The organism is Rheinheimera pacifica (genome assembly GCF_024809855.1).
In the GTDB taxonomy this organism is placed as follows: Bacteria; Pseudomonadota; Gammaproteobacteria; order Enterobacterales; family Alteromonadaceae; genus Alishewanella; species Alishewanella pacifica_A.
This window is the reverse complement of sequence record NZ_JANUEM010000001.1, coordinates 251,959-266,613: the sequence shown is the minus strand read 5'-3', so window position 1 is coordinate 266,613 and position 14,655 is coordinate 251,959. Positions and strand designations below refer to the sequence as shown.

13 protein-coding genes are annotated in these 14,655 nt (G+C 49.9%); 6 read left to right on the top strand and 7 right to left on the bottom strand.

What is annotated here, in order from left to right; all coding sequences use genetic code 11:
* Positions 1–95: 95 nt before the first annotated feature.
* The 3 genes from panP to M2404_RS01205 all read left to right on the top strand — a co-directional run bounded on the left by panP (position 96) and on the right by M2404_RS01205 (position 2,708).
* Positions 96–1,742 carry a pyridoxal-dependent aspartate 1-decarboxylase PanP gene (panP, locus tag M2404_RS01215; RefSeq protein WP_259237721.1) on the top strand — a complete coding sequence of 549 codons (1,647 nt, stop codon included), beginning with the start codon at positions 96–98 and terminating at the stop codon, positions 1,740–1,742.
* A 70-nt stretch (positions 1,743–1,812) separates the two neighbouring features.
* Positions 1,813–2,451, top strand: a complete 639-nt coding sequence (locus M2404_RS01210) for a DUF2959 domain-containing protein (protein ID WP_259237719.1) — start codon at positions 1,813–1,815, stop codon at positions 2,449–2,451.
* A 32-nt stretch (positions 2,452–2,483) separates the two neighbouring features.
* Positions 2,484–2,708: a hypothetical protein gene (locus M2404_RS01205; protein ID WP_259237717.1), complete on the top strand. Its 225-nt coding sequence runs from the start codon at positions 2,484–2,486 to the stop codon at positions 2,706–2,708.
* Positions 2,709–2,763: 55 nt separating this feature from the next.
* Here the strand turns inward: M2404_RS01205 and M2404_RS01200 are convergent, their stop codons facing one another.
* The 7 genes from M2404_RS01200 to dksA all read right to left on the bottom strand — a co-directional run bounded on the left by M2404_RS01200 (position 2,764) and on the right by dksA (position 8,292).
* Positions 2,764–2,943, bottom strand: a complete 180-nt coding sequence (locus M2404_RS01200) for a hypothetical protein (RefSeq protein WP_259237716.1) — start codon at positions 2,941–2,943, stop codon at positions 2,764–2,766.
* 224 nt (positions 2,944–3,167) lie between these two features.
* A complete protein-coding gene (gene panC / locus M2404_RS01195) occupies positions 3,168–4,010 on the bottom strand; it encodes a pantoate--beta-alanine ligase (protein ID WP_259237713.1) in 843 nt (280 codons plus the stop codon).
* A 5-nt stretch (positions 4,011–4,015) separates the two neighbouring features.
* On the bottom strand, positions 4,016–4,807 hold the full coding sequence (panB, locus tag M2404_RS01190; RefSeq protein WP_259237711.1) for a 3-methyl-2-oxobutanoate hydroxymethyltransferase: 792 nt from the start codon (positions 4,805–4,807) through the stop codon (positions 4,016–4,018).
* A gap of 53 nt (positions 4,808–4,860) precedes the next feature.
* Complete coding sequence (gene folK / locus M2404_RS01185; RefSeq protein ID WP_259238218.1) at positions 4,861–5,361, bottom strand: 2-amino-4-hydroxy-6-hydroxymethyldihydropteridine diphosphokinase; 501 nt, start codon at positions 5,359–5,361, stop codon at positions 4,861–4,863.
* On the bottom strand, positions 5,361–6,806 hold the full coding sequence (gene pcnB, locus M2404_RS01180; RefSeq protein ID WP_259237710.1) for a polynucleotide adenylyltransferase PcnB: 1,446 nt from the start codon (positions 6,804–6,806) through the stop codon (positions 5,361–5,363). Before pcnB ends, folK begins: the two co-directional genes overlap by 1 nt.
* Positions 6,807–6,935: 129 nt before the next feature.
* Positions 6,936–7,829: a tRNA glutamyl-Q(34) synthetase GluQRS gene (gene gluQRS / locus M2404_RS01175; protein WP_259237709.1), complete on the bottom strand. Its 894-nt coding sequence runs from the start codon at positions 7,827–7,829 to the stop codon at positions 6,936–6,938.
* Between the two features lie 13 nt (positions 7,830–7,842).
* Positions 7,843–8,292 (bottom strand): RNA polymerase-binding protein DksA, encoded by a 450-nt coding sequence (gene dksA / locus M2404_RS01170; protein ID WP_008217905.1) that lies wholly within the window; start codon positions 8,290–8,292, stop codon positions 7,843–7,845.
* Positions 8,293–8,558: 266 nt separating this feature from the next.
* Here dksA and pepB point away from each other — a divergent pair, with 266 nt between their 5' ends.
* The 3 genes from pepB (at position 8,559) to mrcB (ending at position 14,652) form a co-directional block, all read left to right on the top strand.
* Positions 8,559–9,848, top strand: a complete 1,290-nt coding sequence (gene pepB, locus M2404_RS01165) for an aminopeptidase PepB (RefSeq protein WP_259237707.1) — start codon at positions 8,559–8,561, stop codon at positions 9,846–9,848.
* 86 nt (positions 9,849–9,934) lie between these two features.
* A complete protein-coding gene (gene hrpB, locus M2404_RS01160) occupies positions 9,935–12,379 on the top strand; it encodes an ATP-dependent helicase HrpB (protein WP_259237706.1) in 2,445 nt (814 codons plus the stop codon).
* Positions 12,376–14,652: a penicillin-binding protein 1B gene (mrcB, locus tag M2404_RS01155; RefSeq protein ID WP_259237705.1), complete on the top strand. Its 2,277-nt coding sequence runs from the start codon at positions 12,376–12,378 to the stop codon at positions 14,650–14,652. The genes hrpB and mrcB overlap by 4 nt, the downstream gene beginning before the upstream one ends.
* The last annotated feature ends 3 nt before the right edge of the window (positions 14,653–14,655 follow it).

The following is a 14,655-nucleotide window of genomic DNA, read 5'->3' as shown; positions in this document are numbered from 1 at the left end:
TTTTTTGCAGACATTTTTCGGCGCTTGCAGTAAAGTGAGCGCCATTTTCCGGCTGTTTTAGTAACCGCTGAAACCGTATGCAGAGTAGCAAGCGTATGACAGAATCCAGTAAACGCCAGGCAACCGCTTCTGAAGAAGCTTTATGGCGCATCTTTACGGTGCCGGAAGCGCCAGACTCAACGCTGAGTATTATTGAGCAGAATCTGTCCCAGAATCTGGCGGGTTTTTTGCGTGAAAGTATTGTGGCGGTAGAAAAACCGCTGTGGCAAATTGAGCGCGATTTTCAAACCCACCAAATCCCGCAAATGCCGAACTTTGTCTCAGATTACGCCGAAAGCCTGATGCAAAAGCTGGTTGCGCATTCGGTACATACGGCGGCGCCGAGTTTTATTGGTCATATGACGTCGGCGCTGCCGTACTTTGTGTTGTCACTGTCGAAAATGATGGTGGGGTTGAACCAGAATCTGGTAAAAATTGAAACCTCCAAAGCTTTTACGCCGATGGAGCGCCAGGTGCTGGGTATGATGCATCACCTGGTGTATGGTGAAAGTGATGGCTTTTATAAAAAGTGGATGCACAGTGCCAACCATTCGCTGGGTGCGTTTTGTTCCGGCGGCACTATCGCCAATATTACCGCACTTTGGATAGCGCGTAACCGCCTGCTAAAAGCCGATGGCGACTTTAAAGGGATCGCCCGTGAAGGCCTGTTTAAGGCGATGAAGCACTATGGCTATGATGGCCTGGCGATCCTGGTGTCCGAGCGTGGCCATTACTCATTGGGCAAAGCCGCCGATGTGTTGGGTATAGGCCGTGAATCACTGATCGCGGTTAAAACCGACGCCAACAATAAAATTGATACTGCCTTGCTGGCCGAAAAAATGGCTGAGCTTAGCGCTGCTAATATCCGCGTACTGGCTATTGTTGGTGTGGCAGGTACTACTGAAACCGGTAATGTTGACCCCTTGCACCAGCTGGCCGATTTAGCCGAGCAGTATCAGTGTCATTTTCATGTTGATGCTGCCTGGGGTGGTGCGACTTTACTGTCAGAAAAATACCGCTATTTACTGGCCGGTATAGAGCGTGCAGATTCCGTTACCATAGATGCACACAAACAAATGTATGTACCTATGGGCGCTGGTATGGTGGTGTTTAAGCACCCTTCAGCTGCGCATGCTATTGAGCACCATGCTGAATATATCCTGCGTAAAGGCTCAAAAGATTTAGGCAGCCAGACGCTGGAAGGCTCACGCCCGGGTATGGCAATGCTGGTGCACGCCTGTTTGCAGGTCATTGGTCGCGACGGCTATGAAATTCTGATCAACAGAAGCCTGGAGAAGGCACGCTACTTTGCTACATTAATTGCACACAATATTGATTTTGAACTGATCACCGAGCCCGAGCTGTGTTTGCTAACCTACCGTTATGTGCCGGCGCAGGTGCAAAAAGCCATGGCTAATGCCAACACGGAGCAGTTGCAGCGCTTTAACGAGCTGCTAAATGGCCTGACAAAGTTTATCCAAAAGCGTCAGCGCGAAGAAGGTAAATCTTTTGTATCGCGTACCCGCTTAACCCCGGCACGGTACCAGCGCCAGGAAACTATCGTATTCCGGGTGGTGTTGGCAAACCCGTTAACCACAGAGCAAATTCTGCATGATGTACTGGTAGAGCAGGATCAGCTGGCGCAGTTAGACAAAGAGTTTTACCCCAAACTACTGCAACTTGCCAAAGAGCTTGCTGCCTGACATTCGGGTTTGTTCTAAGTGGCATCACAGGCTATCATCAGGCATTACCTTTTGGCAACGGACTGATTTTATGCGTTATGCTTGGTTTTTACTCCCTTTGTTACTCAGTGTTACTGGCTGTCAGAGTGCTTATTATTCTGCGATGGAAAAAGTGGGTGTTCATAAACGCGATATTCTGGTTAACCGCGTAGAAGAAGCGCAGGAGTCGCAGCAGGATGCACAGAAGCAGTTTAAATCAGCTTTGGAGCAGTTTAGCGACCTGATTAAATTTGATGGCGGCGATCTACAGCGTATGTATGTTGCCACTGACAGCGAATATCAGGCCTGCAGTGCTGCGGCTGAGGATGTTAGTAAGCGGATTAATAGCATTGAAGCAGTAGCAGAGGCGTTGTTTGATGAATGGCAGGACGAGTTGGAGCAGTATACTAACGCCAAGTTAAAGCAGGACAGTAAAAAAAAGCTGGCTGATACCAGACGCCAGTACAACAGCCTGCTGAAAACCATGCGCCGCGCCGAGCAAAGTATGCAGCCTGTACTGGCATCTCTTAGAGATAATTCACTGTATTTAAAGCATAATTTAAATGCTAAGGCTATTGGCGCATTGCAGGGTGAATTTAATACTGTGCAAAAAGACATTAACCGGCTGATTGATGATATGAACAACGCTATTTTACAGTCGGAGCAGTTTGTTGCAGCCTTAAAGCAGTAATATATTAAACAGCAAAAGATAGGGAGAACGTTATGTCAGGTCAGGGTTCAGGTGGCAATGTTATTGCCGCGCTATGTAACGTGTTTATTCCGGGCTTAGGCCAACTGGTACAGGGCCGTATATTTGCGGCGATTATGTTTTTCCTGGTTTGTGCAGTGGGCTATGCACTGTGGTTTTTAATCATACCCGGCATTATTGCGGCCATTGCCCATCTGTGGGCCATTATTGATGCAGCTAAATTCAGGTCAGGCTTTTAGCCGAACGGGTGGCTTGCCACCCGTTCGTTTTAAGCAACTCTGTTAAGTTAATGCTTTAAGGCAACTCTGCATTGGCAGATAACGCTGCAGTAAGTTCTTCCTGAGCCGCCAATTCAGCCTCAGACATCATCGCTGTTTGTGGCTGCTCTTGCTGATTCACCTTATTCAGAAATTCGTTTGCCAGTACCAGATTGGCACTTAGTAACAACAGGGCAGTAATAAGGGCTTTTTTCATTTTCCGTCTCCGGCTTTCTGCAATCTTGCTATAGCAATTGCAGATGCCGTGCCAGAATTTAAAAGTTTATATTATTCATTAGGTTATGTTGTTTTTGTCTCGGCTTTTTCGCGAGACTCAGGTTTAGTTGTCGCCGATCAGCGTCACTCTGCGGTAGGTAAATATAAAGGTATTTAATATCAATTAGTTAGGCTGTCTGCTAATAGCGACAGCCTGACAGAAAATCAAACTTCCAGATTATCAATTAACCGTGTGTTACCCAGCCAGGCTGCGGCCAGAATCACTTTAGCCTGCTCTGCTGTGGTTGCCAGTGTCAGATCGGTTTGATCAGAGATATCAATATAATCCGGCGTAAAACCGGCAGCACTCAGTTGCTGTTTAGTGTGCAACTCCAGGCTGCGGTAATCATGGTTACCGGCCAGAATTTGCGCGCGTAGTTGTTGCAACAATTGATAGAGTTTAGGGGCTGTAGCTAACTGCTGTGGCGTTAAATAGCCGTTGCGTGAGCTCAGTGCCAGGCCATTTTCTGCCCGTTCGGTGGGCACACCGATAATCTCAATCGGTAAGGATAAATCGGTTACCATCTGGCGGATAATGGCCAGTTGCTGATAGTCCTTCTGACCAAAGCAGGCAATATCCGGCTGCACCAGATTAAACAACTTGCAAACGATAGTCGACACGCCACGAAAATGACCAGTGCGGCTGGCACCACAGTGTAAATCGCCAAGCAAAGGCACTTCGACAAAGGTTTGTACGTCGAGGCCGCGCGGGTACATCATATCCGGCGTAGGGGTAAATACTGCATCGGCACCATGGGCGGTTAGCCCGGCACAATCAGCCTCCAGCGTACGCGGGTAACTGTCGAGATCTTCATTTTTACCAAACTGCATCGGGTTTACAAAGATGCTGACAATGACCCGATCGGCTTGGCTTTTGGCGACATCAACCAGTTTTAAGTGGCCGTTATGCAGGTTGCCCATAGTGGGCACAAAGGCGATACGCTCGCCGTTTTGCCGCCAGGCACTGATTTGTGCCCGCAGCGTAGCAATAGAGTTAAGTATTTTCATCGGCCTTAAAAACTGTGTTCGCTGGCAGGAAAAGTCTGGCTTTTTACTTCGCTGACATAAGCGGCAATAGCGCTTCTTATCTCGCCGGTTTGTGCCAGATAGTTTTTGGAGAATTTCGGGATATAGCCACTGCTGATACCGAGTAAATCATGCATTACCAGCACCTGGCCGTCGGTAACATTACCGGCGCCGATGCCGATAACCGGAATGCTCAGCGCTTCAGTAATGCGTTTAGCTAAGGCGGTGGGAATGCATTCTAACACCAGCAACTGGGCGCCGGCGTCTTGCAGGGCTTTGGCTTGCGCTACCATGTTGTTGGCAGCCGCATCGGTTTTACCCTGCACTTTATAGCCGCCCAAAATATGCACCGACTGCGGTGTTAAGCCCAAATGACCACATACCGGTACGCCGCGCTCGGTTAATGCTTTTACTGTGGGCAGTAAAAAGTCGCCGCCTTCGAGTTTTACCATATTGGCACCGGCCTGCATCAGCGGTACTACGCTTTGCAATGCTTGCTCAATAGTGCCGTAGCTCATAAATGGCATATCGGCGATGACGAATGCATCGGGCGCACCCGCGCGCACGGCGCGGGTATGGTAAGCAATGTCGTTTACCGTAACCGGCAAAGTATCGCCGTGGCCTTGCAGCACCATACCTAAGGAATCGCCAATCAGCAGCACCTCTACGCCTTGTTCGGCAAATAATTTAGCGAAGCTGGCATCATAGGCTGTCAGCATAGTGATCTTGTCGCTTTGCTGCTTCATTTTCTGTAATACGGCAGTGGTGATCTTAGCCATAATCTTCTCATCCGACCATTAACGCAGGACGCGCAAGATCGCACAAAGTGCGATCAGCTGCAACTGCTGTGAAGTTTTTGCAGGCCATTTTGCGGTACCTGCGCCAGTAAAGAGGATAATACAGTACCATCCGGCAGGTTAAGCCGGGGCGCAATTTCGTAGAGGGGATACAGTACAAACTCACGTACACGTAAGCCATAGTGCGGCACGGTTAAGCGTTCAGTGGCGATAACCTGATTGCCATACAGCAGAATATCTAAATCCAGCGTGCGCGGGCCCCAACGCTCGGCTTTGCGTTGGCGGCCTTGCAGTTGTTCTATTTGCTGCAGCGCATCCAGTAGCTGCTCTGCTGTTAGTGTGGTGTCTATGGCGGCCACCGCATTAACGTAATCGGGTTGATCTTGCGGCCCCATAGGTTTAGAGCCATAAAAACCAGACACGGCAACCAAGTTACTACCGGCTAACTGCTTCAGTGCCTGTACCGCTTGTTGCAACTGTGCCACGGGCTCGTCCAGGTTAGCACCTAAACCAATATAACAACGAAGCGGAGTCATCATTCTACCGTGGGTTTACGTTTATAATTGCGACGACGGCGCGGGCCTTTGTCGATGCCGTCTTTACCCAGCTGGTTGATCAGCTGCAGGCGGCCTGTCTCATCGGCAAATTGAAATCTTTCCCACCACAGCGCCAGCTCAATTAAGCTGCCGCCTTCGGCTTCGGCACGTAATTGTAGAAAGTCAAAGGCACCACGAAACTTAGGTTGTTCCAGCAGTTTAAAAGCCCGGCGCCCGGCGCGTTTGGTTAAACGGCTTTGCAGAGCCCAGATATCGCGCATTGCCAGCGTAAAACGCTTAGGGATCGCAATAGTGCGCTGAATATCGTCCAGCACTTCGGTCATGGCGATATTCATCGCGTCAATTTCACTTAAACCGTCGATTATCAGTATCTGGCTGCGCAGCTCTACCGGGTACCATAACAGGGCGGCAAAAATAAAGGCCGGTGTTACCGGTTTATCTGCTTCAACCCGCTCATCGGTATTTTGCAGCGCTTTAGTGGCCAGCTGAAACGCTTTGCCTTCCGGCTCTTGCTTTAACAGTTTATCCAGTTGCGGCAGCAACTGCTTTAGTACTTTGCTGTCGCGCATCAGCATAAAGTTGTCAAAAGCTTTACCGGCCAGCAGCAGCTTTACCAGCTCGTCGAATAAACGCGGTGGCGGGATATTTTTCAATAGTACTGCCAGTTGTGGTATGGGTTCTGCGCTGGCTGGAGCAATTTGCATATTCAGCTTGGTAGCAAAGCGGATAGCCCGCAAAATGCGTACCGGATCTTCGCGATACCGTGTTTCCGGATCGCCAATCAGTTCGATTTTACGTGCGGTTATAGCCTGTATGCCATTGGCAAAGTCATAAACGCAGAAATCATTTACCGAGTAGTACAGCGCGTTAACGGTAAAATCGCGCCGCTCAGCATCTTCTTCAATGGTTCCGTATACGTTGTCACGCAGAATTTGGCCATGATCGCTTAAACTGGCGGTTTTTAACTTAGGGGCGGTGTCTGTTTCGTCATCGGCACCACTGTGGTGGCCGCGGAAGGTAGCAACTTCAATCACTTCACGGCCAAACACTACATGAGCTAAACGAAAACGGCGGCCAATCAGGCGGCAGTTACGAAACACCTGCTTTACCTGCTCGGGTTTGGCGTTGGTTACCACATCAAAATCTTTTGGTTTAAGGCCAAGTAATAAATCGCGGATACAACCGCCAACCAGATAAGCATCAAAACCAGCGTCTTTAAGCCGGTACAGCACTTTAAGCGCATTTGGGCTGATGTCTTTACGTGAAATAGCATGCTGGTCACGGCTTAAACGCTGCACTGCAGGTAGCAGGCTGGCGCCTGGGGCCGGGCGTGGTGCCTGTTGCACTTTGCTTACAGCTTTAGTTTTCTGGTTGTTTACCTTAATGGCCTTGCTGCCAAAAGTGCGGCGGCAAAAATCTAACACTCGCGAAATAATGATAATTCTCCTGACAACAGCCCTGAGCTGCAGTTTATAACAGCCCTCGGCTGCATTGTTTTAAAAACGGCTAATAATACCGCAGCCGAAACAAAAAAAGAATTAAACCGGGCCGGCTTAACGAAATTCTGTACTACTTATTTCCAGTTGTTGCGGCACTTTAGCAAGCTGCCAGTTGTTAATGGCCCAGCCTAATTGCTCCGTAACTGGGGCTTGTTCTAACTCTGTTGGTAGCGGGTGGCCAAGAAAACGCAATACTTTACTCATTACCTGTGCTTTGGGCCATTGGCTAATGGCGGCCGCGTGATTTTGTTTACTGAGCTTAAATCCAGGCTCCAGCACCGCCAGCGGCAAGTGACCGTATCCGGGCTGTATAGCACCAAGCAAACTAATTAATGCTTGTTGCCGTGGTGTCATCGGTAATAAATCGGCGCCGCGGATCACTTCAGTGATCCCCTGATCGATGTCATCTGCCACTACCACCAACTGGTAAGCAAACAAACCATCGCGGCGTTTAATAATATAATCTTCCTGTGCCAGTTGGCTTGCTATCTGCTGGTGGCCAAATAGCAGATCTGTAAAATGTGTGCTGACATTGTTACTGCGTAAACGCCAGGCCAGGTTGTTACTGTTTAAATTCTTTGTGGCACAACGGTTGTCGTAAGTCCCGCCCATTGCACTGATTTGCTTGCGGCTGCACTGGCAGGCATAAATTAGCTGACGTTGCTGCAGCTGGTTAAAAATTTCACTGTAGCGTGCCAGGCGCTGGCTTTGATACAGCACCTCACCATCCCACAGCAAACCAAATTGCTCCAGTGTGCGCAGAATATCACTGTTGATGCCTGGTACCATGCGCGGGGTGTCAATGTCTTCCATTCGCACCAGCCACTGGCCATGCTGGCTTTTTGCCTGCAGATAGCTGCCAACCGCAGCAATAAGGGAACCAAAATGAAGTGGGCCGGAAGGCGAAGGTGCAAACCGGCCGATATAAGCGGGGCTAGAAACTGGCATTGTAGCGGGCATCTTAGCCGCCCAGTTGCTTTTCCTTAATTTCTGCTAAGGTTTTGCAATCGATACACATGTCAGCCGTTGGCCGGGCTTCCAGGCGTTTAATGCCAATTTCAATACCGCAGGTATCGCAGTAACCGAAGTCTTCATCTTCGATTTTCTGCAAAGTTTTTTCAATTTTTTTCAGCAGCTTACGCTCACGGTCGCGGGCACGTAGTTCTAAACTGAATTCTTCTTCCTGAGCGGCACGGTCTACCGGGTCCGGGAAGTTAGCAGCTTCATCAGCCATATGGTTCTTGGTGCGATCCACTTCTTCACGCAGCTGCTGACGCCAGGCGTCGAGAATGCGGCGGAAATGTTCCAGTTGCTTCGGGTTCATATACTCTTCCCCGACAGCTTCCTGATATGGCGCTACGCCTGCAAGGGCAAGTAAGCCCAGCGTTTTGGTAGTATTGCCTTCTGGCATAATCATCTCCTGTATAATGCCAAGCAAAAAATATGGCGGCTATAGATAGCAGAATATCGCTGGCATCGCAATCAGATTTAAAAAGACGCAGAAGTATACAGACTAGCGGCCATATCGTCATCTTATTTAATTTACGCCAATTTAACGGGCACTTCAGCGTGGCGCAGCAGCAGAATAACGAGGCTGGGTTTCGCCGGTAAAGCCTTGTGATACACTGACTGGCATCGCATTTAACGCAAACCAGCACTGATGAAATAGGGTGACAGATGACAGACGTTGTGCAAATTGAGCTACAGGCAGATGCAGTGGCAGGCAAATGGGGCAAAGCTTTACTGACGCCTACTGCAAATGGCTTTCAAATCCATTTTAATACCAAAGACGCCCAACGCAGTGTGCAAAAGGCCGCACGCAGTTTAGATAATCTGGGCCTGGCACAGGTGCAGTTAACCGGTGATAACTGGACTGCAGAACTGCAATGGGCATTTTATCAGGGCTTCTGCAACGCCAAAAAACAAGGTGGCGTGTTGTTTAACAATGATGCCGCAAAGACTCAACTGGAACAACTGGCGCAGTGTTTTAGCTGGGCTAAACGCTTGATCAACCAAACCCCGGATGAGTTATACCCCGAGCAGTTGGCAAAACAAGCTGCAGCGTTTATTACGGAGATTGCGGCTGAAGGCACAGTTAGCAGCCATATTCTGTTGGATGAGCAACTGTTAGAGCAGGGTTGGAATGGCTTACATGCCGTAGGGCGCGGCAGTGCCCGCAAGCCAGCAATGCTGGTATTGGACTATAACCCGACAGGCCAGGCCAGCACCCCGGTTAGTGCAGCGCTGGTGGGTAAGGGGATCACCTTTGACAGCGGCGGTTACTCAATTAAAGCCACCGAAAGCATGCTGACAATGAAATGCGATATGGGCGGCGCTGCTACTGTTACCGCAGCATTGGCATTGGCGATACTGCAGGGCCTGAATAAACGCGTACAACTGATTTTATGCTGTGCGGAAAACCTGATCAGCAGCAACGCCTATAAACTGGGCGATATTATTACCTATAAAAATGGTATTACCGTTGAAATTGTCAATACCGATGCCGAAGGCCGCTTAGTATTGGCCGATGGCCTGATGTGCGCTGCACAAAGTGGTGCCGGACTTATTATTGATGCTGCTACGTTAACCGGGGCAGCTATGACGGCAGTTGGTGCAGAATATAATGCGCTGTTTGCATTGGATAAAGCGTTAGCGCAAAAGGCCCTGACTTATGCTGAGCAAGTGCAGGAGCCTACCTGGCAGTTACCGCTGGAGCTGTGGCATCAGCAACAGTGCCCGTCAGCTTATGCCGATACGGCCAACAGCCGGCCGGTAAAAGGTGGCGGTGCTGGTGGTGCCAGCAACGCGGCCGGTTTTTTAAGCCGCTTTGTGCCTGACGAAGGCAAAGGCTGGTTGCATTTTGATTTAGCGGCTGCTTTTAATAACAACAACAATGCCTATTGGGCCGCCGGTGCGACCGGGCAGGGTATTCGTACCATCAGCGCGACCTTGCTAGGTGAAGCCTGAAGTTTAACCCAACATACTTAACAAGTATGGGGCGTCAGCCTAAAACAGGGTAAACTGACACCAATAAGGTTTTTCCGGGTTAAGTTGTGTTACCTGTCTCTGTCATTTTTCCGCAATTGCTGTCACTGTTACAGCAACATAATAAAGTGATTTTGTCAGCCCCGCCGGGGGCTGGCAAATCAACTTATCTGCCGTTGTATTTATTACAACACCCTGACTTTGCCGGTAAAAAGCTATTAATGCTGGAGCCGCGTCGTTTAGCGGCCAAAAGTATCGCTGCGTATTTGGCGGCACAACTGGGTGAAGCTGTCGGCGAAACAGTTGGTTATCAAATTCGTCAGGAGCAAAAACACAGCAGTAAAACCCGTTTGCTTATTGTTACCGAAGGCGTGCTCACGAGAAAATTACAGCAAGACCCTGAACTAACAGCGGTGGATCTGCTGCTGTTTGATGAATTCCACGAGCGTTCACTGCATGCTGATTTAGCACTGGCACTATGCCTGGAGGTACAACAATTACGGCCTGAACTGCAGTTATTAATTATGTCGGCCACACTGGATATGGCGCAACTGGCAAGCAAGCTTGATGCATCGGTAATAGCCAGTGAGGGGCGCAGTTATCCGGTAACAGTGGAATATGCTCTGCCAGGTAGCCAACCTCTGGCGCAGCAAATTGCGGTTTTAGTGCAACAGGCGTTGAGTAAACACAAGGGCAATATTCTGGTGTTTTTACCCGGTCAGGCTGAAATTAACCAAAGTGCTCAGTTGCTGGAGCAGCAGGGTTTAGCTGCGAATGTGCAACTGCACCGTTTATTGGGTAGCCTGACACTGGCGCAGCAGCAGGCCGCTATTGCACCGCCGCCATCAGGTGTACGCAAAGTTGTATTGTCAACTAACCTGGCAGAAACCAGCTTAACCATAGATGGCATTAGCGTGGTGATAGACAGTGGCCTGTGTCGGCAAAGCCGGTTTAACCCGCGCCAGGGGGTAACTATGCTGGAAACGGCCGCTATTAGCCAGGCAGCCGCCACGCAGCGTGCCGGGCGCGCCGGGCGTTTGTCGCCCGGCCATTGCTACCGGCTGGACACCGCTGAAAAATGGCAGCGCCGCGCCCGGTTTGATGCGCCTGAGATAGAAATAAGCGATTTAACCGCCCTGCGGCTGGAAGTTGCGGCCTGGGGTTGTCAGGTAAACGATTTGCACTGGCTAACACCGCCACCGGCTGCAAATTTAGCTGTGGCAGAGCAGTTGTTACTGCAGCTGGGTTTTATTGACACTAAAGGTGTTATTACTGCCAGCGGCCGTCAGGCACATAAGCTGGGTACGGATCCCCGGCTAGCTGCCATGCTGCTGCATGCGCAGTACCTGGAGCGGCAAGGCAGTCAACATGCACAAGCTCTGGCTTGCATACTGGCCGCAATACTTGAAGATACACGTGTGCTGCAGGGCGATATATACAGCCTGCCAGGCCGTGTTAAGCAGACACTACCGCAACAATGGCAGCAGGCGCAAAATTTTGCCCGTTTACTTGGTTGTCAGCTAAGCGAAATATTACCGTTGGAATTACTGCCAGTACTGGTTCTGCGGGCGTTTCCAGACCGGCTGGCCAAACGCCGGGGTCAGGGGTATCAGCTAGCTAATGGTATTGGCGCAGTGCTGCAAGACAATCATTGTCTTAGCGGTCAGCCCTGGCTGGTAGTATTACATATGCAGCAGTTTGGCCGAGAAAACCGCATCTATCATGCGGTCAGTATCAGCCCTGATGCGGTGTTATCTGACTGGCAGGCTGAGCTTAGCTGGCAAACGCAAACCTTCTGGGATGATAAAAGCGGCAGCTTTTTTACCGAGCAACAACTAAAGTTTGGCCAGTGCTTACTGGCTGCCAAGCCCGCAGCCTTGCAATTAACCGCAGAGCAAAAGCAGTTAGCGTGGCAGGCCTACATTAGCAATAAAGGCCTGAGCTGCCTGAACTGGACCGATAATGCATTACAACTGCGCGCAAGAGTTTTATTGCTGCAGCAACAGCAAAGCGATGCTGGCTGGCCGGATTTTTCTGATAATGCTTTACTGGCATCGTTACCCGGCTGGCTTGGCAGCTATCTGGCTCAAATCAGTAAAAGCACGGCTTTAGCGCAGCTTCCACTGTATGACGCATTGCTGCAATGTTTAAGTTATCAGCAACAACAGCTATTGAACCAGCTCTTACCCACACATTGGCAGGCACCCACTGGTTCAAAGCTGAGCATTAATTATCTGGCTGAGGGAGGCCCCAAACTTTCAGTGCGGGTTCAGGAAATGTATGGTCAGATGCAGTCGCCAACGTTATTGCAGGGCAACATAACGGTTACGGTAGAGCTGTTATCACCCTCCAGACAACCCCTGCAGGTAACGCAGAATTTAGCCAGTTTCTGGCAAAATGCCTGGCAGGAGGCCAGAAAAGAAATGCGCGGACGCTACCCTAAACATTATTGGCCGGAAGATCCGGCGCAGGCCATGCCGACAACGAAAACTAAAAAGGCGATGTTACGATGAGCAGTAAAAAAACCAGCTCCGGGCGCAGCAGTAAAAAACGTGCTACGCCCGGCGTGCTGCGCACAGTCTGGTGGCATAAGCCATTGTGGCTGCTGGCTAAAGTGGTATTGCTGCTGTTAGTGCTGCTGGCGTTTTATTTTCTGTATCTGGATAGCAAAATAAGTAAAAAGTTTAGTGGCCAGAAATGGCAGGTACCGGCACAAATTTATGCCAAGAGTATAGAGTTGTATCCGGGTAAAATTCTGACGCAGCAGCAGTTTATTCAGCAGTTGGACTCACTACAGTACCAGCGTAACCCGGCGTTATCGGGAGCCGGCCAATATAGCGTGTCGCGTAATCATGTTTCAGTTTACCGGCGCCCCTTTATGTATGTTGAAGGTTATGAGGCGGCGCAGTTGTTTAGTGTCGAGTTTAACCGGGGAGGCATTAACCGTATTACCCAGCGCCGGCAAAAAGAAGCGCTGAACTTTGCCCGGCTTGAACCTCAGTTGATTGACCACCTAGTATCTGCACAGCAGGAAGACCGTGAACTGGTGCAACTGCAGCAAGTGCCTGAAATATTTAAAGATACCCTGCTATTGGTTGAAGACCGTGAGTTTTATCATCACCATGGGGTGTCGCCGTTGGCAGTATTGCGGGCGCTGTGGGTAAATATTACTGCCGGGCGCACTGTACAAGGTGGCTCAACGCTGACGCAGCAATTAGCAAAGAATATGTACCTTAGCAGCGACCGCACCTTATGGCGTAAGGTTAATGAAGCGATGATCGCACTGGTGCTGGATTACCGCTTTAACAAAGATCAGATCCTTGAGGCCTATCTGAATGAAGTGTTTGTCGGGCAAAATTATGCCCATGCCGTGCATGGTGTTGGCCTGGGAAGCCGGTTTTACTTTGGCAAGCCGCTGACTGAATTAACGACAGCAGAATACGCTCTGATGATCGGTATTTTAAAGGGGCCGTCGTACTTTGATCCCCGCCGTTTCCCGGCTCGTGCTAAAGAGCGGCGTGATCTGGTATTACGGTTGATGTTTGAGCAAAAATTTCTCGACCGTAAGCAGTACGAGCAGGCGGTAGAGCAGCCGGTAGCCGTGATTTCGCGCAATCAGTATATGAATACCGGCTTTGCCTCTTATCTGGATGCGGTTAAAAAAGAACTGCGGCAGCTGAGTATTGACGAGCAGTACCGTGACAAAGGTATCAAAGTATTTACTTATCTTGATACTCAGGCTCAGGCTGCAATTGAGCAGGCCGTTAGCAGCCAGCTAGCCCCGCTGGACCCGGAATTACAGGCTGCCGCTGTAGTAGTGGATTACCGGCGGGCAGAAATTAACGCTATGGTAGGAAGTAAAGTAGCAGTGCAGGGCGGTTTTAACCGTGCTACCGATGCCAGACGCCAGATTGGCAGTATTGTAAAGCCGGTTATTTTTCTTGAAGCCTTGGCCCAACGTGGTCGCTATACGTTAGCCACACCGCTGGATGACAGCCCGATCCGCTTACGTAGCAACGATCAGGACTGGCAACCCCAGAATTTTGATAAAAAATTCAGAGGTCAGGTCAGCTTGCTGGATGCGCTGGTTAATTCATTAAATATTCCCACAGTAAGGCTGGGGCTGCAGCTTGGTCTGCCTGCTGTCAGTGACGGTTTGCGTAAGCTGGGGTTAAACCGCAGAGTAAAACTGCATCCTGCTGCTTTGTTAGGTGCAATAGAACTCAGCCCGCTGGAAGTGACACAGTTGTACCAGACGCTGGCTAACAACGGTATGCATCAGCAGCTTAGCACTTTATACGCAGTAACTGATGCAAACGGCCACCCACTGCATTTGCGTGAACATCAACTTACGCGGCGCTACAACGAACAAGAAGTATATTTATTGCAGTATGCGCTGATCCAGGCGGCAAAAACAGGCACGGCCCGGGCGCTGAGTTCGGTGTTTCCCGGTGAAATTCTGGCGGGTAAAACAGGTACATCAAGCGATTACCGGGACAGCTGGTTTAGCGGCTTTGATCAGCAAACGCTGATGACAGTGTGGTTAGGCCGGGATGATAATAAAGCTATAGGGTTAACCGGTGCTAGCGGAGCGTTAAATGTTTTTAGCCGCTATTTTACGTTGCAAGGCGTGAATTCACTGCTCAGAGCCGTGCCCGAACAGGTATCTTTACAGGCTTTTTCAGCAAAAACTGGCTATCCGCAACCACAAAATTGTCTTAACGTATTGTTATTGCCTGCGATTTCGGTTGAAATGCCATTACCGAGCGAATGTACAGAAGAATAACAA